The organism is Zobellia russellii (genome assembly GCF_044597075.1).
In the GTDB taxonomy this organism is placed as follows: domain Bacteria; phylum Bacteroidota; class Bacteroidia; order Flavobacteriales; family Flavobacteriaceae; genus Zobellia; species Zobellia russellii.
Genome location: NZ_CP139000.1, coordinates 3,672,061 through 3,693,952 on the forward strand (window position 1 = coordinate 3,672,061; position 21,892 = coordinate 3,693,952).

Annotated in this window: 18 protein-coding genes; 9 read left to right on the forward strand and 9 right to left on the reverse strand. The window is 39.1% G+C overall.

Annotated elements, in window-relative coordinates:
* Positions 1-9: 9 nt before the first annotated feature.
* The 4 genes from SJY45_RS15030 to hutH all read right to left on the reverse strand — a co-directional run bounded on the left by SJY45_RS15030 (position 10) and on the right by hutH (position 4,768).
* Positions 10-1,227: a beta-ketoacyl-[acyl-carrier-protein] synthase family protein gene (locus SJY45_RS15030; RefSeq protein WP_400071757.1), complete on the reverse strand. Its 1,218-nt coding sequence runs from the start codon at positions 1,225-1,227 to the stop codon at positions 10-12.
* A 15-nt stretch (positions 1,228-1,242) separates the two neighbouring features.
* Positions 1,243-1,998, reverse strand: a complete 756-nt coding sequence (gene fabG, locus SJY45_RS15035; RefSeq protein ID WP_289061223.1) for a 3-oxoacyl-ACP reductase FabG — start codon at positions 1,996-1,998, stop codon at positions 1,243-1,245.
* A gap of 107 nt (positions 1,999-2,105) precedes the next feature.
* Positions 2,106-3,233 (reverse strand): WG repeat-containing protein, encoded by a 1,128-nt coding sequence (locus SJY45_RS15040; protein WP_400071759.1) that lies wholly within the window; start codon positions 3,231-3,233, stop codon positions 2,106-2,108.
* Positions 3,230-4,768 (reverse strand): histidine ammonia-lyase, encoded by a 1,539-nt coding sequence (gene hutH, locus SJY45_RS15045; RefSeq protein WP_400071761.1) that lies wholly within the window; start codon positions 4,766-4,768, stop codon positions 3,230-3,232. The genes SJY45_RS15040 and hutH overlap by 4 nt, the downstream gene beginning before the upstream one ends.
* 208 nt (positions 4,769-4,976) lie before the next feature.
* Between hutH and SJY45_RS15050 the strand changes: the two genes are divergently transcribed.
* Positions 4,977-6,230, forward strand: a complete 1,254-nt coding sequence (locus SJY45_RS15050) for an NAD(P)/FAD-dependent oxidoreductase (RefSeq protein ID WP_400071763.1) — start codon at positions 4,977-4,979, stop codon at positions 6,228-6,230.
* 54 nt (positions 6,231-6,284) lie between these two features.
* Here the strand turns inward: SJY45_RS15050 and SJY45_RS15055 are convergent, their stop codons facing one another.
* Positions 6,285-6,704, reverse strand: coding sequence for a hypothetical protein (locus SJY45_RS15055; RefSeq protein WP_215435943.1), 420 nt, complete (start codon positions 6,702-6,704; stop codon positions 6,285-6,287).
* Positions 6,705-6,817: 113 nt separating this feature from the next.
* Positions 6,818-7,231, reverse strand: coding sequence for a hypothetical protein (locus tag SJY45_RS15060; protein ID WP_252735727.1), 414 nt, complete (start codon positions 7,229-7,231; stop codon positions 6,818-6,820).
* Positions 7,232-7,411: 180 nt separating this feature from the next.
* Between SJY45_RS15060 and SJY45_RS15065 the strand changes: the two genes are divergently transcribed.
* Positions 7,412-8,284: a DMT family transporter gene (locus SJY45_RS15065; RefSeq protein WP_400071766.1), complete on the forward strand. Its 873-nt coding sequence runs from the start codon at positions 7,412-7,414 to the stop codon at positions 8,282-8,284.
* 292 nt (positions 8,285-8,576) lie between these two features.
* On the opposite strand, the gene SJY45_RS15070 is transcribed toward SJY45_RS15065, so the two are convergent.
* Both SJY45_RS15070 and SJY45_RS15075 read right to left on the reverse strand, forming a co-directional pair.
* A complete protein-coding gene (locus SJY45_RS15070) occupies positions 8,577-10,646 on the reverse strand; it encodes a M16 family metallopeptidase (RefSeq protein ID WP_400071768.1) in 2,070 nt (689 codons plus the stop codon).
* A 73-nt stretch (positions 10,647-10,719) separates the two neighbouring features.
* Positions 10,720-12,042 (reverse strand): M16 family metallopeptidase, encoded by a 1,323-nt coding sequence (locus SJY45_RS15075; RefSeq protein WP_400071770.1) that lies wholly within the window; start codon positions 12,040-12,042, stop codon positions 10,720-10,722.
* A gap of 168 nt (positions 12,043-12,210) precedes the next feature.
* Between SJY45_RS15075 and SJY45_RS15080 the strand changes: the two genes are divergently transcribed.
* The 6 genes from SJY45_RS15080 to SJY45_RS15105 all read left to right on the forward strand — a co-directional run bounded on the left by SJY45_RS15080 (position 12,211) and on the right by SJY45_RS15105 (position 19,658).
* A complete protein-coding gene (locus SJY45_RS15080; protein ID WP_215435929.1) occupies positions 12,211-12,675 on the forward strand; it encodes a DUF4199 domain-containing protein in 465 nt (154 codons plus the stop codon).
* Positions 12,676-12,861: 186 nt separating this feature from the next.
* Positions 12,862-13,509: a 50S ribosomal protein L21 gene (rplU, locus tag SJY45_RS15085; RefSeq protein WP_289061239.1), complete on the forward strand. Its 648-nt coding sequence runs from the start codon at positions 12,862-12,864 to the stop codon at positions 13,507-13,509.
* A 78-nt stretch (positions 13,510-13,587) separates the two neighbouring features.
* Complete coding sequence (gene rpmA, locus SJY45_RS15090) at positions 13,588-13,848, forward strand: 50S ribosomal protein L27 (RefSeq protein WP_013992723.1); 261 nt, start codon at positions 13,588-13,590, stop codon at positions 13,846-13,848.
* 141 nt (positions 13,849-13,989) lie between these two features.
* Positions 13,990-15,567, forward strand: a complete 1,578-nt coding sequence (locus SJY45_RS15095) for a tetratricopeptide repeat protein (protein WP_400071773.1) — start codon at positions 13,990-13,992, stop codon at positions 15,565-15,567.
* A gap of 155 nt (positions 15,568-15,722) precedes the next feature.
* Positions 15,723-18,587 carry a TonB-dependent receptor gene (locus tag SJY45_RS15100; protein WP_400071775.1) on the forward strand — a complete coding sequence of 955 codons (2,865 nt, stop codon included), beginning with the start codon at positions 15,723-15,725 and terminating at the stop codon, positions 18,585-18,587.
* Positions 18,588-18,641: 54 nt separating this feature from the next.
* The gene (locus tag SJY45_RS15105; protein WP_400071776.1) at positions 18,642-19,658 is read left to right on the forward strand and encodes a phytase; all 1,017 of its coding nucleotides are present in this window, start codon (positions 18,642-18,644) and stop codon (positions 19,656-19,658) included.
* 150 nt (positions 19,659-19,808) lie between these two features.
* On the opposite strand, the gene ahcY is transcribed toward SJY45_RS15105, so the two are convergent.
* Positions 19,809-21,125: an adenosylhomocysteinase gene (gene ahcY, locus SJY45_RS15110; RefSeq protein WP_215435924.1), complete on the reverse strand. Its 1,317-nt coding sequence runs from the start codon at positions 21,123-21,125 to the stop codon at positions 19,809-19,811.
* Between the two features lie 82 nt (positions 21,126-21,207).
* On the opposite strand from ahcY, the gene SJY45_RS15115 reads away from it, so the two are divergent.
* Positions 21,208-21,840: a 4'-phosphopantetheinyl transferase family protein gene (locus SJY45_RS15115; protein ID WP_400071779.1), complete on the forward strand. Its 633-nt coding sequence runs from the start codon at positions 21,208-21,210 to the stop codon at positions 21,838-21,840.
* The last annotated feature ends 52 nt before the right edge of the window (positions 21,841-21,892 follow it).

Here is a 21,892-nt window from a genome sequence, read left to right on the forward strand (position 1 = left end):
CATCTTTCGCTAGCATTTTTTTAATATCAAAGCGGAGTTTGTACCACCAAACCCGAATGAATTGGACAAAAATACGTCAATTTTTTTATTTAACGTTTCTTTAACTATGTTTAATTTTGCTGCATCTTCATCAATATTTTCTAGATTGATGTTGGGTGCAACAAACGAATTTTGCATCATAAGCAGGCTGTAAATTACCTCGCTTGCACCAGCCATCCAACATTCATGTCCTGTCATAGATTTTGTTGAGCTTACCGGTGGGTTATGCTTGCCAAAAACTTCATAAATGGCTTTTGCTTCATTGGCGTCGCCTACCGGGGTAGAAGTAGCATGTGCATTCACGTAATCTATAACCGAGGCTTCTATATTGGCATCTTGCAGTGCATTTCGCATAGCACGCGAAGGTCCGTCTACATTTGGTGTAGAGATGTGTCCTCCGTTTGAAGAGAACCCATATCCTATAACCTCTGCCAAAATAGGTGCTCCTCTTTTAACTGCGGAATCATAACTCTCTAAAATTAAAGTTGCACCACCACCACTAGGTACCAAACCGTTTCTGGCTTGGTCAAAAGGTCTTGAGGCTTTTGCCGGATCACCATCTGTAGTGGCGAAAACACCAAGGCCGTCAAAACTGCCCATGGCCAGTTTATTTATTTCTTGTGCGCCACCCGTTATAATACAGTCCTGAAGACCACTTTTTATAAGGTGATAGCCCATACCAATAGAATGAGACCCACTAGCGCAAGCAGCACTAATAGTAAAGTTTACCCCTCTAAGCCTAAATATGGTAGAAAGGTTCATAGTTACGGTAGAGTTCATTGCCTTAAAAATAGCACCTGACCCTACTAATGTGGTGTCTTTTTTTTCTCGTAATATATCGGTAGATTCTACAACAGATCTTGCGGTACTGTCATTACCGTAGATGACACCAACTTCGTTTTCATCAAAAAAACTGTCTTCTATCTTGGCATTTTTAAAGGCTTCAATAGTAGCCATGTAGGCATACTGGCCTTCTTCACCAAGGCTAAGTCTTTGTCTTCTGGATAGTAATTTTTTCAGATTAGGTTCTTCAACCATTCCTGTGAGCCCAGAGCGATAACCGAAATCAAGTCGTTCTTGATCATTGACGATACCTGATTTACCTTCATACAGGGATGTTTTTACCTCGTCTAGGTTTTTGCCTATACAAGAATATATACCCATACCTGTGATTACTACTCTTTTCATTGCCCCTTCTGAAATTTAAGAATAAATACCGCCGTTGATATTAATGACTTCACCAGTAATATAACCCGATTTTTTTGAAGCTAAAAAAGATACCACATGTGCTACTTCTTCCGCTTCTCCAAACCTATTTGCCGGAATCATTCTCTTTAATTCCTTTTCGTCTAGGTCATTGGTCATATCCGTTCTAATAAAACCGGGTGCAACAGCATTTACTGTAACGTTTCTTTTGGCAATTTCTTGTGCAAGTGCTTTTGTTGCTCCAATAACTGCCCCTTTTGCGGCGGAGTAATTGGTTTGGCCGGGTGTGCCTTTAAGCCCTGAAACGGAAACCATATTAATAATCCGTCCGTATTTGTTGACCAAAAGCTTTTGGATAAGGGCGTTGGTAACATTAAAGAAACCATGAAGGCTGGTATCTATTACTTTGGACCAATCTTCATATTTCATCCACATGAACATGCCATCTTGTGTTATACCGGCATTGTTGACGATTACCTCTATAACATCGTTTTCATGTGCTTCTTGCCAAGCTTCCAAAGCGGCATTTACAGCTTCCGCATCGGTTACGTTAAAGGCCATAAGCTCACCTTTTCCGCCAGCTTCTTCTACCAATCTAAGTGTTTCGTCCGCAGCTGCTTTGTTGCTATTGTAATTTATAAGAATTTGGTAGTCCAAGTCTTTGGCCAGTTGTACACATACGGCACGTCCTATTCCTCTAGACCCTCCTGTTACCAATGCGTATTTTTTCTTTTCCGCTTTCTTTTCGTTCATCTAAGAATTGTAGATTTTATAACCCCTAAGGTTTTGGGTGTATGGTTTCCGTTCGCTAAGTCTTTGTTTAAAGCTAGTGAAATTAATAATTAAAAAAAGGAACAACCTTATTTAACGGATACAAACGGTTCTGCATTTTGAAACCACTTATCGGCCAACAATTTGCCTTGTTCGTTAAAGTAGCCCCAACCTTTTTTTGATTTTACACGGGCAAGCCCATTTACAAAGCCTTTTTCCTCGGCACCTTTTAGAAAAGCAAAGTTTCCGGAAATACCATATTCCATTGGAATAATAACTTTACCGGTAGTGTCTATAAAGCCCCAATTCTTGTCCTTAACAGGAGCAAGGCCATTTTTAGAAAATACCTCTGCATCTCTAAATTGTGGTTCAATGACCATTTCTCCCGTTTCGTTAATGTATCCCCATTTTTTACCAATTGCAACAGGGGCCAAACCGTTTGAAAAGGCTCTGGCCTTATCAAATGTAGGTTCCAGTACCCATTCTCCTTTACTATTTACAAAACCTGCTTTTTTCTCTCGGGAAGCATAGGTTAGTTTAGAGTCGCCATGAAAATTGTAAACCTTGGTGGCGTTGTCTATTGGGTTAAAGTTTCCGTTGTGTATGATTCCAAAAGTCCCATCTTTTTTACCATAAACTCCGGCCTCTTTAAAAGTGTTGCCTATTTCATCGTATTCAACGGGAATAACAACTTTCCCTGATGTATCAATCATTCCCCATAGTTCCCCTTTACTTACTTTGGCATGGCCATTTCGGAATTTTTTTATGGCATCGTAAGTCGGTTCCAGGATTAGCTTTCCATTTGTTCCTAGAAGTCCAATTTTATCTCCTGAACGGAAAAGGGCAACTCCTTCTTCAAAGTCATAATATTTTTCGCTACTTGGTGTTTCAAGTTTTTTGCCATTGGTGTCAATATATCTCCATTGGTCATCCTTAAGAACTAAGGCATAGCCTGAATTGAACATTTTTACCCTATCATATTCAGGTTTAATGGTCCATTCCCCTTTGGTGTTTATGAATCCCCAGAAATCGTTTTCCATGGCAGCGGCCAATCCGTTTGAAAAGCTATCCGCTTTGTCAAATTTTGGTTGAATAATATAGGCTCCGGTTTTGTCTATGAAGCCAAATTTTCCATCTTCTCTGACCAAAGCAAATTCCTGTGCACAAAGTGTGAATGCATTGACGAGAAGTACCAATAAAAATGCTAGTTTTTTCATTTTACTTCTTTGTTTTGATGGTTAATAATATAGTTTTTTACCTCGTTTACATAAGGGTACATAATAGTGTCATCTTTAAACGGGGGAACTATTTTACGAACCGCGTCGTACATCATTCTTGTTTTTGAGGAAACTTTGTCCTTTAAATCTAAGTATTCTATTGCTTGGACAACGGTAATCATTTCAATGGCTATCACCTCAAATCCATTTTCTATTACTTTTTTGGTAATATTGGCTGCATTGGTACCCATACTAACAATGTCTTGATTGTCATTGTTATTAGGTATACTATGTACGTACATGGGGTTTGAAAGCATTTGATTCTCTGCCGTCGTAGATGTTGCCGTAAACTGTACACCTTGCATCCCAAAGTTAAGGCCTAAGGTTCCTAGGTTTACAAAAGGAGGTAGAATGTCGTTAAGTTTTGAGTTCAGGAGGTAATTAAGTTGTCTTTCGGCCAACATGGTCATCTTGGTTACAACTAGTTTAAGCTTGTCCATTTCCAACGAGATATAGTCTCCGTGAAAATTCCCTCCGTGGTATACATGTTTCTTTTCTACATTAACAATAGGGTTGTCATTGGCAGAATTAACCTCTTCTATGAGTGTTTTTTCTACATGGTCCAAAGTGTCCAGCACTGGCCCTAAAATTTGGGGAACACAACGTAGAGAGTAATATTCTTGCACTTTTTCCTCAAAAACGGAAACGCCATTATTGTCAACATACAAATGATGTTCCCTTTTACGGGTAAGAGTGCTATCCTTTAAGTGGCTACGCATGGCCCGAGCAATTTCACGTTGGCCTTTATGCCGCTTGGTTTGGTTAAGGTCTTCCGATAAATGATCATCGTATGCCTGAACAATTTCATTTATGGCAGAGGAACAACAAATAGTCCATTCCAATAGCCTACGGGTGTATATAGCATTTACAATGCCTATACCGGTCATTACGGATGTTCCGTTTATTAGACCTAAACCTTCGCGTAATTCAACTTTAATTGGTGTTATGTTCAGTTCTTCAAAAACCTCCGGAGTAGGCCTTCTGTCTCCTTTGTAGAACACTTCGCCTTCACCTATAAGAACAAGGGCTAGATGCGCCAATTGAACCAAGTCTCCACTGGCGCCAACACCACCGTGCTCATAAATAAGCGGTGTAACATCTTTATTTATTAAGTCGGTCATTGTTTCCAAAACGGATGGATGAACCCCTGAGTTGCCCAGACTAAGTGTATTCAAACGGGCAAGCATGGCCGCCTTTACATATTTGGGAGGAATAGGATTGCCGGTGCCGGAAGCATGGCTTCGTATTAGATTATATTGTAATTGAATGGTTTCAGAGTCCTTAATTTTATACTGTGCCATGGGCCCAAAACCCGTGTTAACACCATATATAACCTTGTTCTTTGAAAACTCTTTAAGAAAATCAAAACTGTCTTGTACCGTTTTAATTACCTTGTCATCTATAGATAAAACATCTTCTTTAAAAATGATACTGTAGAACTCTTCAATTCCTAACTTTCCTTTTATTTTCGGCATCTATGGTTGATTCTATGAGGTATTTGTAATATTTTAGTGACGTCTGTAAATAAGACTTGGCAACCTAAAATTAGCGATTTTGGATTGCAAATTTATAATAATTAGTGAATCAATGTCTTAATTTAGCACACAATACAATGTTCTGGTAACAGAAACCGTTTCCGAAACCAATAGAAACCTTGGATTCTTTCATTTTAAAATCAAATAAATGCAACAAGAAAATGTTGACGTACTCATTATAGGCGCAGGGCCATCCGGTTCCGTTGCTGCTGCATATCTTCATAAACAAGGGCTTAAAATTAAGGTTGTTGAGAAGAGTAAATTTCCCCGGTTTGTAATTGGCGAAAGTTTAATTCCAAGATGTATGGACCATTTTGAAGCGGTTGGCTTGTTAGATTGTCTTAAAGCCATGAATTTTGAAGTTAAGGACGGCGCCCGTTTTATGAACAATAAAGGGGTCGTGTGTAATTTTGATTTTAGTAAGAAGCATGGAGATGGATGGGATTGGACGTGGCAAGTGCCGCGGGCAGATTTTGATGAGGCCTTAACGGACGAGTTGCAATCCTGGGGCGTGGATATTGCTTTTGAACAAGAGGTGACCGCAGTTGATTTTTCCAAAGACGGTTCCTCTAGCACAACTATAAAAGGGATAGATGGAAAAGTATCTACGGTTCACGCTAAATTTATAGTAGACTCCAGTGGTTTTGGTAGGGTGTTGCCCCGTTTGCTAGATCTGGAGAAACCATCTGAAATACCCATGCATTCTTCAATTTTTACCCATGTTGAAGATATTAAAAGACCTGAAGGTAAGGAAGGAACCATCATTACTTTTGATGTAATTGATACCGATACTTGGCTTTGGGTAATTCCTTTTTCCAACGGTTCTACAAGTATTGGGTTTGTGGGAAAGACGGATTATATGGAATCTTTTGAAGGCACGAATACAGAGAAACTTCAGCAAATGATGAAGCTTTCGTCATATTACTTTGATAGATTTGATGGTGTTGATTACACGTTTGAACCGCGAATGATCAAGAACATCGCAAAGTCCGTAAAACAACTATACGGTAAGGGTTTTGTGCTCACTGGTAATAGTGCGGAATTTTTGGATCCGGTATTTTCATCTGGGGTTACGTTTGCTGTGGAGTCGGCACATTTGGCATCTCAGTTAATAGCCAAAGAATTGAAAGGTGAAAAAGTAGATTGGCAGACCGAGTATACGGATTATATGTTGGAAGGAGTGAATGTATTTTCTACTTACGTAAAGGAGTGGTATACCGGAAATCTACAAACAATTTTCTTCCACAGTACGGAAAATCCGGTTATTAAGGAGCAGATTTGTGCTGTGCTGGCGGGTTATGTATGGGATAAGACCAATCCGTTCGTAAAGAACCATAATAGATTGGTAAAGACCGTTGCCCGTATAGCGGATATGGAAATGGAAGCCCAGGACAACTCTTAAAAATCTATTCAGGGTCTAGTTGATGTGGCCGTATAAAATTTGGTTGGGAGTATTCTAGTTGTTCAAAACGGCTTGTGCTTGAGCAAGGCTTAAGTCTATTTCTTCATCTAATTGGCTTACCTTTTTCTCCTCTTCTAACAACCATTCTTGTTTTTTAGGAGAGAGCGTCTTGCCTTTTAGCATTTCATCTGCATCAAAACGTTTTCCAAAGTTCTCCATCCAAACCATCATAGACTCGTTCGCATTTTTTAAATCTGCGATGGCGTTCTCGTATTTTGATTTTTTATACGAGGCGTTTGCTTTGGTCTGCAGCTTGTTGATTAGTTTGGAAACTAAAGGCATTTTATCCATTACCACATCATGGGATTTCATGACCTCTTCCATTTTTGTAGGCGGGGTAGTGGTGGTTTGTGCATTAATAGCAGCTGTACCCAAAACAAAAATTGTAGCAACGGTTAAAAACAAGTTTTTCATAGCAATAGGACTTTAGAAATTCTGTGCTTGGTAAAAATACGGGTTACGCAGGGCTAGAGGTTTTATTTATCTGCTAACGCATTGTTTTTTCGGTATACTACGCAATGCAATGTTTATTTTTTCAATAATTCTTCGGCATTTTGGATGCTTCCGTTTATTTGATCGCGTAAGTCCTTTACTTTTTCTTCCTCTTCATTTAACCAGATTTGCTTTTCTTTGGACAGTTCTTTGCCGTTAAGAATCTCATCTGCGGTAAAACGTGAGCCAAAGTTTTGCATCCAATCCATCATACTTTTATGCGCGGCCTGCAGTTCTTTACGGGCTTCCTTATATTTTAGGCCAACCTCTGTGCTGTCTTCCTTGCTGCTCAGTTCACCAACAAGTTTCCCCATTTTACTTATTTCCGGCATTACTTCGTCATGTATGGCCATAACGCTTTTCATCTGGGTAGTTTCTTTTTTTGAATTGCAGGAAAAGGTTAGCAAGGTAAATGCAAATGCTACAAATAGGGCTATTTTTTTCATCATTAGTTTTTTGCAAATATAATACTCCTGCAACGGTTAAAATAGCAGACGGAAATCAAAATTATGTGATAGTTGAAATTTGTGATTGTTTGGGTGTTTTGATATACAAGTACGCGTTGTGTTTTCTAAAAAAAGCCGCATCTTTACTTCTTTGTTTTAGACGCTATTCAACCCCAAGGAAATTTGAACGATTACAGTAAAAAATGGCTTTATTTAGTTCTACTATCTTTAGTGTGGGGCTCCTCGTTTATACTTATTAAAAAGGCTTTGGTGGGTCTAACACCAATGCAATTGGGAGGCTTACGAATTGTATTTGCTTCATTAGTATTGTTTTTGTTCGGTTTTAGAACTGTTCGTACTTTAAGTCTTAAAGATTGGAAATGGATAACATGGGCAGGTTTGTTAAGTTCTTTTTTTCCGCCTTTTTTGTTCGCTTTGGCGCAGACCCAGATTGATAGTGGCGTGACGTCTATATTTAATTCGGTTGTGCCGCTGTTAACTACCATTGTAGGGGTGCTTCTTTTTGGGGCAATTATTACCAAAAGGCAGGTTGCCGGGGTGTTCATTGGTTTGGCGGGTACGGTGGCGTTAATTGTTGCGGGAATGGATTTTAATCCCGATCAAAATTATTGGTACGCCATATTTATACTGCTTTCCGCTCTAGGTTATGCGCTTAATATTAATATTATAAAGAAACATTTATCACACTTAAGACCGTTGGCGGTTACAACTTCTAGTTTCGCAATAGCGTTTCTTCCAGCATTGGCCCTAGTCTTTTATTCAGGGTTTTTTAACGAGGTTTCCGGCAATGTAGAAATGCAATCTTCTTTATGGTATCTTCTTGCATTGGCTATTATTGGTACTTCTATTGCTAATATTTTCTTCAACAAACTTATAAAGTTATCAAGTCCGGTTTTTGCTGCTTCGGTAACGTACACCATTCCCTTAGTGGCCATCTTTTGGGCGGTTCTTGACGGAGAATCACTTAATGCCTATCAATTGATAGGTGGGGTTGTGATTTTGTTGGGTGTCTGGATGGTCAACAGAAAAAAATAAGATTCTTTGTGCAAGTCGTTCCAATGCAATTATGATATTGAAAGAAGTAAGTTACAGAAATCATCGCTTTGTTGAAAATTGATTATTCCAGCGCTGCCAGTATTGTGGTTACCTTTAATGATAACGACGGGGATTAAGACCTATGGTTTTACTTCACTAACCATTTTATTTATAAAACTTGGATGCGGTTGGGTAGTTTCAAAGCAACCATCTCTTTAATAAATACGGCCAAAGAATAGGGTGAATTCCCCATTGCTTTGGCCGTATAAAGAGTTCTGTTTACCTATCGTTCTTACTCAAAATCGGTTTCAGAAACTCCTTCGTTCACTTTTATTTCCGAAACAATAAATTCAAAGCGTTGAGGTCCTACGGTCTGTGCCATTATAAACGGGAACTGTATGCCGGAAACCTCTTTGTAATCCATGTAGTTTATGGTGCTGGTCATAGTTTGGCCACCCATTTCGGCTGTTGTAGTTTCTTGAACTTTAAGTCCGCTTGCCACATCGTAGAAGGCTGTTTTTTCAGCAGATATTTTAAGCTTATAGGCTTTCTTGCCATCAATATTTTCTACACCTTCTAAAGTAACAGCACTGTTAAGGTAATTGAGCTCGGGAAAAGGGGCGGCTTCATCCTTTACTTTTACAATTTCTTCCGGACCCATATCTTTTTGTTGTCCTTGCATCACCATATAGCCTTTGTCTCCATTAAATACTTGTTTGCTCATGGAGTTGCCGGCAACTTTTACATCTTGCATAAACTGGTCTTTTGCCGTTTTTTTAACTTCAAGGTTCAGTTTCATGCCTTGCATTTCCGCTTCGGCCAAAAGAAAATAGGACTCAACTCCGGCCAGTTTTTCTTTTCCTCCTATTGCTTTAATATAGTTGTTCAGAACTGTTTGCGCGGTAACATCTGCCGGCAGACTAGCGTTGTAGTCCGGTTTTTCGGTAGCATTGGCATACTTGTCAAAATATTTGACCGGAACCTTTTTGTCCTTGAACGTTACATTCTCTAGATTTTCAAGTATTTCACTGCCCTTACCGGCCACAACAATACGAATGTTGTTCGGTTTTAAGTATTTCTCTGCCGCTTGCTGTACGTCTTCTATGGTAATCGCATTTATTCTCTCAAGATAAGTCTTGTAAAAATCTTTGGGCAGGCCTTCGGTTTCAATATCCAAGGCATAATCTGCAATGGTAGAAGGGTCTTCCAATGCCATTACAAAACGGCCAGTGTATTTAGCTTTTGTATTTTCTAGTTCTTCCTTGGTAACCGGTTCGGTACGAATGCGTTCAATTTCCTTTAAAATTTCAACAACGGAACTATCCGTTACGGCATTACGGACACTGGCAGTAGCCCTAAAACGAGCAGGTACATATTTGTCATTGCCCAAACGGGAGTATGAACCGTAAGTATAGGCCTTGTCTTCACGTAGATTTAGGAACAAACGTCCTTCTCCGCCACCGCCCAAGATTTCATTGGCCATTAGTGCAGATAGGAAATCCGGGTCTTTTTTCTGTAGGCTTACCAAATTCTCTACCGTAATTTCAGATTGAACGGCATTGGGAACGTCTACAAAATTGATTTGTGTGTATTGGGCGTCCGCAGGTTTTGAGAAACCAAAAGAAGGTGGCACCGCTTTGGTCCAAGGTGTAAATTGTTCCTCTACCAAAGTTTTTACTTCATCAAACTTTATATCTCCCACAATTACCAAATAGGCATTGGCAGGAACAAAGTAGTCTTCGTAAAATTGAATAACATCCGTAAGGGTTACTTTGTTAACGCTTTCTTCGGTCATGAACTCTCCATAAGGGTGTTTTTTAGTGTAAGCCAGAGCCAAACCAACCCTACCCGAAATAGCGGAAACACTTTTTTCTTCGGATTTTAGGCCGGTTATAATTTTCTGCTTTTCCTTATCAAATTCATCTTGAGTAAAGTTTGGGTTTAAACTGGCATCTGCCATAAGCTCCAATACTCTAGGAAAATATTTGGAAAGCGAGGTAGCAAAGGCACTTTGGGAACCAAAATTAATACGTGCTCCCAGAAAATCCACCTCCTCGTTAAAGTCGTCTTTTTTGATGTTTTTAGAACCTTTGCCCAACAAACTGCCGGTTAAAACGGAAACACCTGCCTTGGCTCCTTCTAGAATAGGAGGGTTGTCTATACTTAGTTGAATGGAAACCCGTGGGAGTTTATTGTTTTCTACAACTAGGACCTTTAATCCGTTTCTGAGTTCAAATGTTTGTGGGTCTTTCAGGTTTATTTCCGGAGCCGGACCTGCTTCCGGCATTTGGCTACGGTCTATCTGAGCCTGTCCAACGAGGACAAAGGCAAGAAGGAATAGGGTTGTAAATATATTTTTCATGAATAGTGTTTTTTCTTTTGGCGAAATAATAAAAATGGAACGGCGGTTTCTTTGATCCCGCTATGCATAGTTTTTAATTGGATCGTGATTCTTCAGGAAGATAATCTATAATTACCCGTTGTTCGGGTCTTAGGTACTTGTTGGCTACTTCCATGATTTCTTCGCGGGTAATGGACCTAAAAATGTCTATTTCTTTATTGATAAGCTCTGTATCGCCATACAACAAATAGTTACGCGCCAATGAATTTGCTATGCCTTCTACGCTAGAATTTGAGTTTACGAATTGGTTCTCGAACTTGTTCAGTAGTTTTTGATGGTCTTTTTCTGAAATTAGGCTATCCCTAACTTTTGCAATTTCCTCCTCCATTTCCGTATTTAGGGTCTCAAGACTTGTTTCTCCTACGGGAAACGCATATACCAAGTACATGCCGTAGTCTTCCTGTCCTACATTAAAAGCGCCAACTTGCAGCGCCTGTTTTTGGTCGTCTACAATTTTCTTGTATAACTTGGAACTACGACCATCACTCAAATAAGTGGATATCATATCCAGAACATAGGCATCTCTTTCTTTAAAACCAGGGGTTCTATATGAAATAACAGAGGCGGGAATCTGTATGTTGGGGTCATAGGCTTTGGTCCTAACCTCCTTAAGTATTGGGTCTTCTTTGGGATAGTTACGTGTTATTTCCTCACCTTTTGGTATGGAACCAAAATAGTCTTCCACCATTTTTTTGGTGTCGGCTATATCAATGTCACCGGCAACTACCAATACCGCATTGTTAGGTACGTAGTATTTATGGTTATACGCAACAACATCATCTAGGGTTGCGGCGTCCAAATCCTTCATATAGCCAATGTTCGGGTCTTTGTAAGGGTGCTTTTTGAACAGATTTTTACCTACAACGGGAATGAGTTGGCCGTAGGGCCTGTTGTCATATCGAAGCCTTTTTTCTTCCTTGACCACTTCTTGTTGTGTGTCAATACCTTTTTGGTCAATAACGGGGTGCAACATGCGCTCGGATTCTAGCCAAAGTCCTAATTTTAGATTATTGGAAGGGAACACCTCGTAATAATAGGTGCGGTCTTGGGAAGTGTTCGCATTGTTTTTGCCTCCGTTGGAAGAAACGATTTCAAGCCATTTGCCGCGCTCTATGTTCTTGGTGCCCTCAAAAAGCAAATGTTCAAAAAAATGGGCAAAACCGGTACGCCCTTCGGTACGGTCCTTTCCGCCCACATGGTACATGACCGAGGTTGTTACTATAGGCGCTGTATTGTCTTGGTGAAGAATTACATGAAGCCCATTGTTGAGTTCGTATTCTTCATAAGTTACTTCTTGGGCCTGAAGGCAGAGCCCGGCCATAAGAAGAAAGACTCCTGTAAATAGTTTGTTTTTCATTGTGTAGTGTTTAGATATTTTGTTAGTAGTTGACCAACTGATATTGTTACACGAATATATCTGTTTTGTAAGAAAAGTTGACTCTATCGCTTTTAATTAACACCTTTTTATAGCATCGTTTTAAAATAATTATTACCTTAAAGAATTGAACTTCAAAATATTGTAAAAATGAAACAATTTGCTCAACCCATTAGATTTGGAATCGCTACGAGCGGTTGCTTGATTGCTTATTTTTTGATACTCTCATTGTTTAATTTGCACACTAATATTTTCTTTAGCCTTTTTAATGGTGTCATTACAGGCTTTGGAATTTATGAAGCAATCAAGTATTTTAAATTGAAAAACCCGGATAGTTTTGACTATGGAAAGGGGTTTACCGCTGGTTTGGTAACCGGTTTTGTAGCTACATTGGTATTCACCATATTTTTCGCCTTCTACAGTACGGAACTAAACGGTATGTTTTTGGAACAACTGTCTACTGCCTGGTTCAATGATTACAAAAGTTTTGAAGGAATAGTATTCTTTACCGTTGCTATAATGGGGTTTGCTACATCTTTGGTGTTGACTTTATCGTTTATGCAACTCTTTAAAACAAGTCGTAATCTTAAGAGAAAATTGGTCAATCATCCCTGATAAAGAGGTTGATTGAAATAATGTAAAAGCTGCAATTTTATTTTGCGGCTTTATTTTTGGGCTTTGGATCCAAAAAAATGAGGGTAAAATATATAAAAAACACTTGTGGGTTAACGATTTAGGCGTATATTTGCATCCGCTTATTGAAAAAATGGGCGGAAACAATAAACTAATATATACACAATTATGTACGCAATCGTAGAGATGGCAGGGCAGCAATTTAAAGTTGCGAAAGACCAAAAAGTGTATGTTCACCGTTTACAGACTGAAGAAGGTAAAAAGGTAACTTTTGACAATGTACTTCTTTTAGCAGACGGAACGAACATTACTGTAGGCGCCCCGGCTATAGACGGAGCCACTGTTGAGGCAAAAGTCGTTAAACACCTAAGAGGTGACAAAGTAATCGTTTTTAAGAAGAAAAGACGTAAAGGGTACCGTGTTAAGAACGGTCACCGTCAAGCTTTGACCGAAATCGTAATCGAGAGCATCGTTGCGAAAGGTGGTAAGAAAGCTGCTGCTCCTAAGAAAGAGGAGAAGCCTGCTAAAAAGGAAGCTGCACCAAAAGCTGCCGCTCCTAAGAAATCAGGAAAAGCGGACGACTTGAAAAAAGTTGAAGGAATCGGTCCGAAAATTGCCGAGACTTTAATCGCTTCAGGAATTTCTACCTTTGCCGAGTTGGCAAAGACAGATGCTGCTAAGATTTCTGAAATCATCGCAGATGTACGTGGTAACCACGTAACAGATACATGGCCTGCACAAGCTAAATTAGCCGCTGAAGGTAAGTGGGATGAGTTGAAGAAATGGCAAGACGAATTAGATGGTGGTAAAGCATAATTGCTAACCCCTTAAAGTATAATCAATATTGTGCAACCTGAAGTTTTCTAACGGAAGCACTTTTAAAAACCTAATATCATGGCACACAAAAAAGGTGTAGGTAGTTCTAAAAACGGTAGGGAATCAGAATCGAAACGCTTGGGCGTTAAGATTTTTGGTGGCCAAGCCGCTATTGCCGGAAATATCATCGTTAGACAACGTGGTACAAGACACAATCCAGGTGAGAATGTGTATGCCGGTAAAGACCATACATTGCATGCCCGTGTAGACGGACTAGTAAAGTTTGAAAAGAAAGCTGGTGGAAAATCTTATGTTTCCATAGAGCCGTTTGAGGCTTAAGAAGTATTTCTTTTATCGTATAAAAACCCTTTCCAAGCTTTTGGATAGGGTTTTTTTGTGCGCTATTTAAACGTTAAGTTAATGTTTGAATAATATTGTCACAACCTTGGCGCCGTAACTTGGTAAGTTCTTTTGCTAATCATGGTATACAAAATAAAGGCTGCATTTATTTTTTTATGTTTCTTGAGTGTTCCCACGTGGGTAATAGGTCAATCTTCAAATGACACTACCATCAGCAGTACCTTTGCTGATTTAAATGTTAACCTGAAGGAGCAGTTAGCAACAGGATTTGACAAAGATATAGCGAGAGCTCATGCAGAATTGGGTTATTACTGCCAGCGTACAGGTGTTTATACCGAAGCTTTAGACCAATACAATAAGGCTGTTGTTATACTATCGTCACAAGTTCATGATACTTTGTATGTAGACCTTCTTAATAGGATGGGTTCCATTCATATGGACCTAAAGAACTACGAAGCAGCAATTGTTCATTTTAATAAATGTATAGATGAGGCTACATTAATAGGAGCACAAAAAACTATTGCTTTAGCCAAAAGTAATTTGGGTTCTTGTTATGAAAAACAAGGATATTATGATGAAGCACTAAAATATCAGGAAGAGAGCCTACAGCTGTATGTAAAGCTTAACAATGCAGAAGGTATCTCTTTGGTGAATGAAAATATTGGCAGTATATATGAAGATTTGGAAGAGTTTGATAAGGCTAGGAGCTATTTTGAAACAGCGTTAAAGTATCAACCTGCACAAGATACAAGACGCGCGAACATTCTAAATAATTTGGGAGATGTCTATAGAAAAACGGGAGACGTAGAAAAAGGGCTCCATTTCACGTCAAAATCTTTAGAAATAGCTAAACTGACCAATTCTTATGAAGCAGCGGCCAGCGCGCATAAAGATTTGTCCAAAACTTATCACCTTTTGGGAGATGGGGATAAGGCATATATAGAGCTCACGGCCTTCTTAGAAATTGATGAACAAAATAAAGCTGCTTACAAGGCCAATCAGGCTACAGCATTACAGATAATCTACGATATAAACGAGAAACAAACCAAGATAGAGAAGCTGTTGCATGAAAGCGAAATAAACACGGCGCAAAAGTATATCCTAATTTGTATCATAGTAAGTCTGGGCATAATCGGTTTTGTTTGTTTTTTGTATTTAAAACGCAAACGTCAAGAAAGACAAAAGGAGGCTAGTTATGAAAAACGCTTGCTGGAAGCCGAATTGGAGAGTAAACGTGCTGAGGAAATTAGTTTGCAAAAAGAGGTTCAGCTCAAAAATTCGGCGCTATCAAGGTACAGTCTGCATTTGGCCCAAAAGAACAAGATGCTTTCAAGTCTTTCTCAAACGCTGAAGAATAGTTTGAATCGATCCAATATAGATTTAAAGCGAAAGCTCAATTCCGTCGTGAGTGAAATAGAGTTCAATTTGGCTCAAGAAGACGAGTGGGATGAGTTTATGGCATTCTTTAATGAAATTCATCCGGACTATTTAAAGCAGCTCAATTCAAAAGCATTGCAGACCCTGTCACCTGCCGAGTTACGTTTAAGTATTTTGTTACGCCTTAATTTATCATCAAAGGAAATTGCTTCTATTTTACGACTTACACCGGATAGTGTTCGTGTTTCAAGATACCGACTTCGGAAAAAATTACCCATAGATTCCAAAGAGGAATTAAGCAGTTTTTTAATGGGTATTTAGGGGTCTATTTAGATAAGGTTATTGCAATGTAAATTTAACATAATTGTTGCCTTCTTGTTTCTCTTGTTTTTTTCATTGTTGCCTATTTGTTTCCTTTTTAGAAACATGCTATAGGTCTGATATACATATTTTTGGGGTCATAAAACCAATTAATAATGTACTCTAAAAAAACCATGAAATTACACGCTTTTTTAGTGTTTGTTGCCTGTATAAGTTTGAATTTATCTGCGCAAACGGGAAATATAGAAGGGGTGATTTCCGATGAAAACGGAATAAACGTTCCAGGTGCTAACGTCATTATATCGGACCTTAATAAAGGTGCCATTTCTGATTTTGACGGTAGGTTCTCGCTAGTAGGTGTCCCTACAGGAAACTATACCTTACTTATTTCATATTTAGGATATGAAAGTGTGTCCCAAAATGTTGAAGTTAAAGAAAAAGAAACCACTTCGGTATCCATATTCATTACACCTAAAACTCTTGAACTAGATGGGGTAGAGGTTACCGGTTTTGGACTAGGTAGCCAAGCTAGGGCCTTAAATACCCAAAGAACAAATATGAACATTACCAATGTGGTAGCTACTGACCAGATCGGGAAATTTCCGGATGCCAACATTGGTGATGCCGTTAAACGCATACCAGGAATTACCATGCAGGTAGATCAAGGAGAAGCAAGAAATATTATCGTTCGTGGTCTTTCGCCCCAATTGAATTCCGTTTCCCTTAATGGGAGTCGGGTTCCTTCCGCCGAAGGTGACAACAGGAATGTTCAGATGGATTTGATTCCTGCCGATATGATACAAAGTATAGAGGTGAGTAAAGCGGTGACACCTGATATGGATGCCGATGCGCTTGGTGGTTCCGTTAATCTTGTCACTAGAACTTCTCCACAAGGTTTTCGCCTGTCTTCTACTTTAGGTTCAGGTATCAACTTTATAACCGACAAGCCAATTATTAACGGCTCTTTTCTTTTAGGTGATAGAAGTGATAACGGTAAGTTTGGATGGATGGTAAGTGCATCATATAACGATAATGATTTTGGTTCGGATAATGTTGAGGCCGAATGGTCCGATGAATTTGAATATTATACAGGTGTTGATGATGCTGATGGTGAGCCAATTTTGGAAGAAGTAGATGTTGATCCGTACACCAGTGCATTTGAGCAGCGTGAATATTTGGTACAAAGGATTAGACGCAGTCTTTCTGCCAACCTTGATTACAGGTTTGATGCCAATAACTCTATTTTTCTTAAAACCATCTACAACTGGCGTGATGATCGTGAAAACCGATTTGTTGTGCAAAGTGAAATATTGGATGGAGAGGATATAGAATTGGGAGATTTTACCCTGAATAATGGTAGGCTTACTCGTTTTCCTGCGGAAATTACTAGAGAAACAAAAGGAGGTATTGATAATAGCAGGAATAAGAACAGACGTCTTGAAAATCAACGAATGCAAAACTATAGTCTTGGCGGTAAGCACTTGTGGGGCAATCTAAAAGTAGATTGGATGACCTCTTTTGCAAAAGCTTCTGAAGAGCGCCTTAATGAGCGGTACATTGTATTTGCCAATGAGTATTCGGTTATAAACGACAATAGTAATTCAAGATACCCATTAATGACCGCAGAGAATAGTGCCGATGCGAATTTATCCAATTTTGAATATGATGAGGTAACCGAGGAAAATCAATTTACCAAGGAAGAGGATATCAACGTTTTCGTAAATTTTGAAGTGCCTTCCGATTTCTTTGGAAAAGGAGATGGCAGTATAAAATTTGGTGGAAGGGCACGAATAAAAACAAAACTTAGAGACAATGATTTTTTTGAATTCGATTTAGAAGATGATTTTCCTACGCTGGCAGCCGTTCCGGTAAGGGACCTTTCAGACCCTGATTTTTTAGCGGGAAGTCAGTATGTGGCTGGTTCTTTTGCAGATGAAACTTGGTTAGGGTCATTGGATCTGGTTGATGGAGAATCTGTCCCGGATGAGTTCTTAAGAGCCAATTTTAATGTGGATGAAAATGTCTTTGCAGCTTATGCCATGACCAATCAAAATATAACAGATAAATTGAGCGTACTGCTTGGGCTTCGCTTAGAAGCAACAAAAGTAACTGCGGTGGGTAATAGCATTATAGATGAAGAAGATTTAATTGGTGAAATAACAAAAGAAAGTTCATATACCAATCTCTTGCCCGGTCTTCACTTTAAATACAATCTTAGTGATGCATCAATCTTACGTTTTGCATGGACAAATACTTTGGCTAGGCCCAACTACGAAGATTTAGTACCTTCTTTGGACATTGTTTCAGGTGATGAGGAAATTTATTTAGGTAACCCAGAGTTGGATGCAACAACTTCTATGAATTTTGATGTAATGGCAGAACATTACTTTAGAAGCGTAGGTATTCTATCGGGAGGACTTTTCTATAAGAATATAGATAATTTTATATACTTGTCTAGAGGAGAAGCCACCGATGATAGTTTTGGGGCGGACACGGAAGGCTTTGAGATTTTTCAACCGCTAAATGGTGATGGAGCCAGCATTTTTGGTGCTGAATTCGCTTTTCAACGGCAACTGGATTTTCTGCCCGGTTTTGCCCGTAATTTAAGTCTTTATCTTAATTATACGTTCATCACTTCTTCTGCTGACGGTATTAAGAACGAAGATGGTGAAGACCGAGAGGATGTAGACTTGCCAAATACAACACCTAATACATTTAATGCTTCGTTGGGTTATAATGATGAAAAATTATCCGTGCGTCTGTCCACTAATTTCTCTGATTCATATTTAGACGAACTTGGTGGTAACGAGTTTGAGGATAGGTATTATGACACACAACTCTTCTTGGATTTCAACGCCAGCTACAAAATCACCAATAACTTAAGTGTTTATGCGGATTTGAATAACATTACGAATCAGCCGTTACGCTATTTTCAAGGAGTGAAAAACCGTACTCAACAAGCGGAGTTCTACGGTAGGAGATTGACCTTTGGTCTTAAATACGATTTGTTCAGAAAATAAAATATCATCTAGAAAATACACTTTTTAAGGTTCGTCCTTGTTAGTCAGTTTATTATGAAATATATACATATCCTTTTTTTACTTATTACGGTTGCGCAATCTTGTAAAACCAGCAAGTTGCCCGCTATTTCACCTGATATAATCACTGAAAAAACTATAAATGATACAGATGATCCTGCCATTTGGGTGAATCCGGAAGATGCGTCTAAAAGCATTGTTTTTGGAACGGACAAAGAAACCAACGGAGCCGTTTATGCTTTTGATCTTGAAGGTAAAATAATTGAAGACAAAACAATTAGGAATATCCGGAGACCCAACAATGTAGATATTGCTTATGGCTTTGCGTTAAACGATTCTATTGAAGTGGATGTATTGGTTTTCACTGAGCGCGAGAGAAGTCAAATCCGTTTATTTTCCATACCGGATATGACACCTTTGGATAACGGTGGGTTTCCCGTTTTTGCCGATGAGAAAAATTCAGAGCTGACTTTGCCTATGGGAGTAAGTATGTACAAGTCTCCTAAGGACCAAAGTCTATATGCGGTAGTGGGACGTAAAACCGGCCCAGCGGAGGGTTATTTATATCAATACAAATTACAACCGAACGGTAGCGGCCAAGTAAACGCTGAGCTAGTCCGTAAATTTGGCAGATTCAGCGGAAAGAAAGAGATAGAGGCCATTGCTGTGGACCATGAACTTGGGTTTGTTTATTATTCCGATGAGCAGCATTGTATAAGAAAGTATTATGCAGAACCTTCAATGGGAGATGAAGAATTAGGTTGTTTTGGCGGAGAAAACTTTAAAAGCGATATTGAAGGAATAGCTATTGCCCAATACCCAAATGGAAAAGGTTACATTATTGTTTCGGATCAACAGAAAGGACAGTTTAATATCTATTCAAGAGAAACCAATGCTTTCATAAAAGCGGTTAACTTATCTACTTTAGAAACCGATGGATGTGATGTAGTAACCGTACCCTTGAACAATACTTTTAAAAACGGACTCTTTGCGGCTATGAACGATGAAAAGAATTTTTATTTCTATGACCTAGGGAAATTAGGATTGGAATAAGTCTTTTCGTTTTAGAATAGCTGGAATGCAATAGCCTGGATTGGTATTCTTTCCAAAAAAAAACAAAAACTAGGTATTAAAACAAAAACCCCTTACAGCAGTGTAAGGGGTTTTAATTCTATATAAGAACTATGTCTTAATTACAATATTCTAGTATCTGTAATACTCAGGCTTAAATGGACCTTCAACGGTTACGCCAATATATTCGGCTTGTTCCGGATTAAGTTCCGTAAGCTCGGCACCTAAACGAGACAGGTGTAAAGCAGCTACCTTTTCGTCTAAGTGTTTAGGTAGCATATATACTTCGTTTTTATAATTAGCGCTGTTGTTCCAAAGCTCTATCTGTGCCAAAGTTTGGTTCGTGAACGAGTTACTCATTACAAAGCTTGGGTGCCCTGTAGCGCAACCTAGGTTTACCAAACGACCTTCGGCCAATACAATAATATCCTTGCCGTCAATAGTATATTTATCTACTTGAGGTTTTATGGTATCCTTGGTAGCTCCATGAGTTTTGTTCAACCAGGTCATATCGATTTCATTATCGAAATGGCCAATGTTACAAACAATGACCTTGTCTTTCATAGCCTCAAAGTGCTCTGGGCGAATGATGTCTTTATTACCTGTTGTGGTAATAACAACATCTGCGGTACCCACAACAGTTTCCAATTTTTTAACCTCAAAACCGTCCATACAGGCTTGAAGCGCACATATAGGATCAATTTCAGTAACGGTCACAATTGATCCGGCACCTCTAAAAGAAGCAGCGGTACCTTTACCAACATCACCATAACCGGCAACTACAACTTTTTTACCTGCAAGCATGGTGTCAGTAGCACGGCGGATAGCATCTACGGCACTTTCACGACATCCGTATTTATTGTCAAATTTTGATTTAGTAACCGAATCATTTACGTTAATGGCCGGCATAGGTAAAGTTCCCTTTTTTACACGTTCGTACAAACGGTGAACTCCAGTAGTGGTTTCCTCGGAAAGACCTTTAATGGCTCCTGCCAATTCTGGATAATCATCCAGCACCATATTGGTAAGGTCGCCACCATCATCTAAAATCATGTTTAGGGGCTGGCGCTCTTCACCAAAGAACAAAGTTTGTTCAATACACCAGTTAAACTCCTCTTCGGTCATACCTTTCCAAGCGTATACTGGAATTCCGGCAGCGGCAATGGCAGCGGCAGCATGGTCCTGAGTAGAGAATATATTGCAAGAGCTCCAAGTAACATCGGCACCCAAGGCTACCAAAGTTTCAATAAGCACAGCGGTTTGGATGGTCATGTGAAGACATCCGGCAATTCGGGAACCTTTTAAAGGTTGCTCTTCTCCGTACTCTTCACGTAAGGCCATAAGTCCTGGCATTTCGGCTTCTGCAAGTTCAATTTCCTTTCTTCCCCAGTCCGCCAAAGAAATATCTTTTACCTTATAAGGCACATAAGAAACAGTTTTGGTATCCATATTCTTTTTTATTTTTTACTTTCGTTATATTAGCTAAACAGCTATTTGTGGTTGCAAAGTTAAGAAAAACGTATAGAACCATATGCCTCTTTATAAGATAGTAACGGTAAATAAGGACACTAAGGTGTACATCTGGAAGGTTACCGAAACAGAACAGGAGCTTTCTAAGGGTATAGACCTGACCGCGCATTGTCAAAACCGAATGGATGGTATGAAATCCGAACTACATCGTAGAGGGTTTTTAAGTATCAGGCATTTAATGGCTGAGGCCGGTTATGTTGATAAGGACCTTTTTTATGATGAATTTGGTAAACCCCATTTAAATGATGGTAATAAGATAAGCATTACCCATTCAAACCATTTTACGGGTATCATTATAAGTAGTAAGAACGAAGTAGGTATTGATATTGAAATGCAGCGCGAAAAAATACTGCGTATTGCCCATAAATTTACTCCTATTGAAGAGTACCGTACCATTGCCAATACAGATGCCCTAATACGGAAGCTTACCATAGTTTGGGGGAGTAAAGAAGCACTTTACAAGATATATGCACAACAAGGCCTAAGTTTTATACATCATATAGATGTATCGGACTTTACTTTTGACAGTGCGGCTACCACTGCCGAAATTTTATACCACGGAGATTTATCCCACTATCAAATACGTTTCATGGAGTTTGAAGGTTTCACTTGTGTTTATGCACTAAAGAGTTGAAATCAATAGTACGAGAACTAAAAATCACGTTTATAGTACCCCTTATAATAAT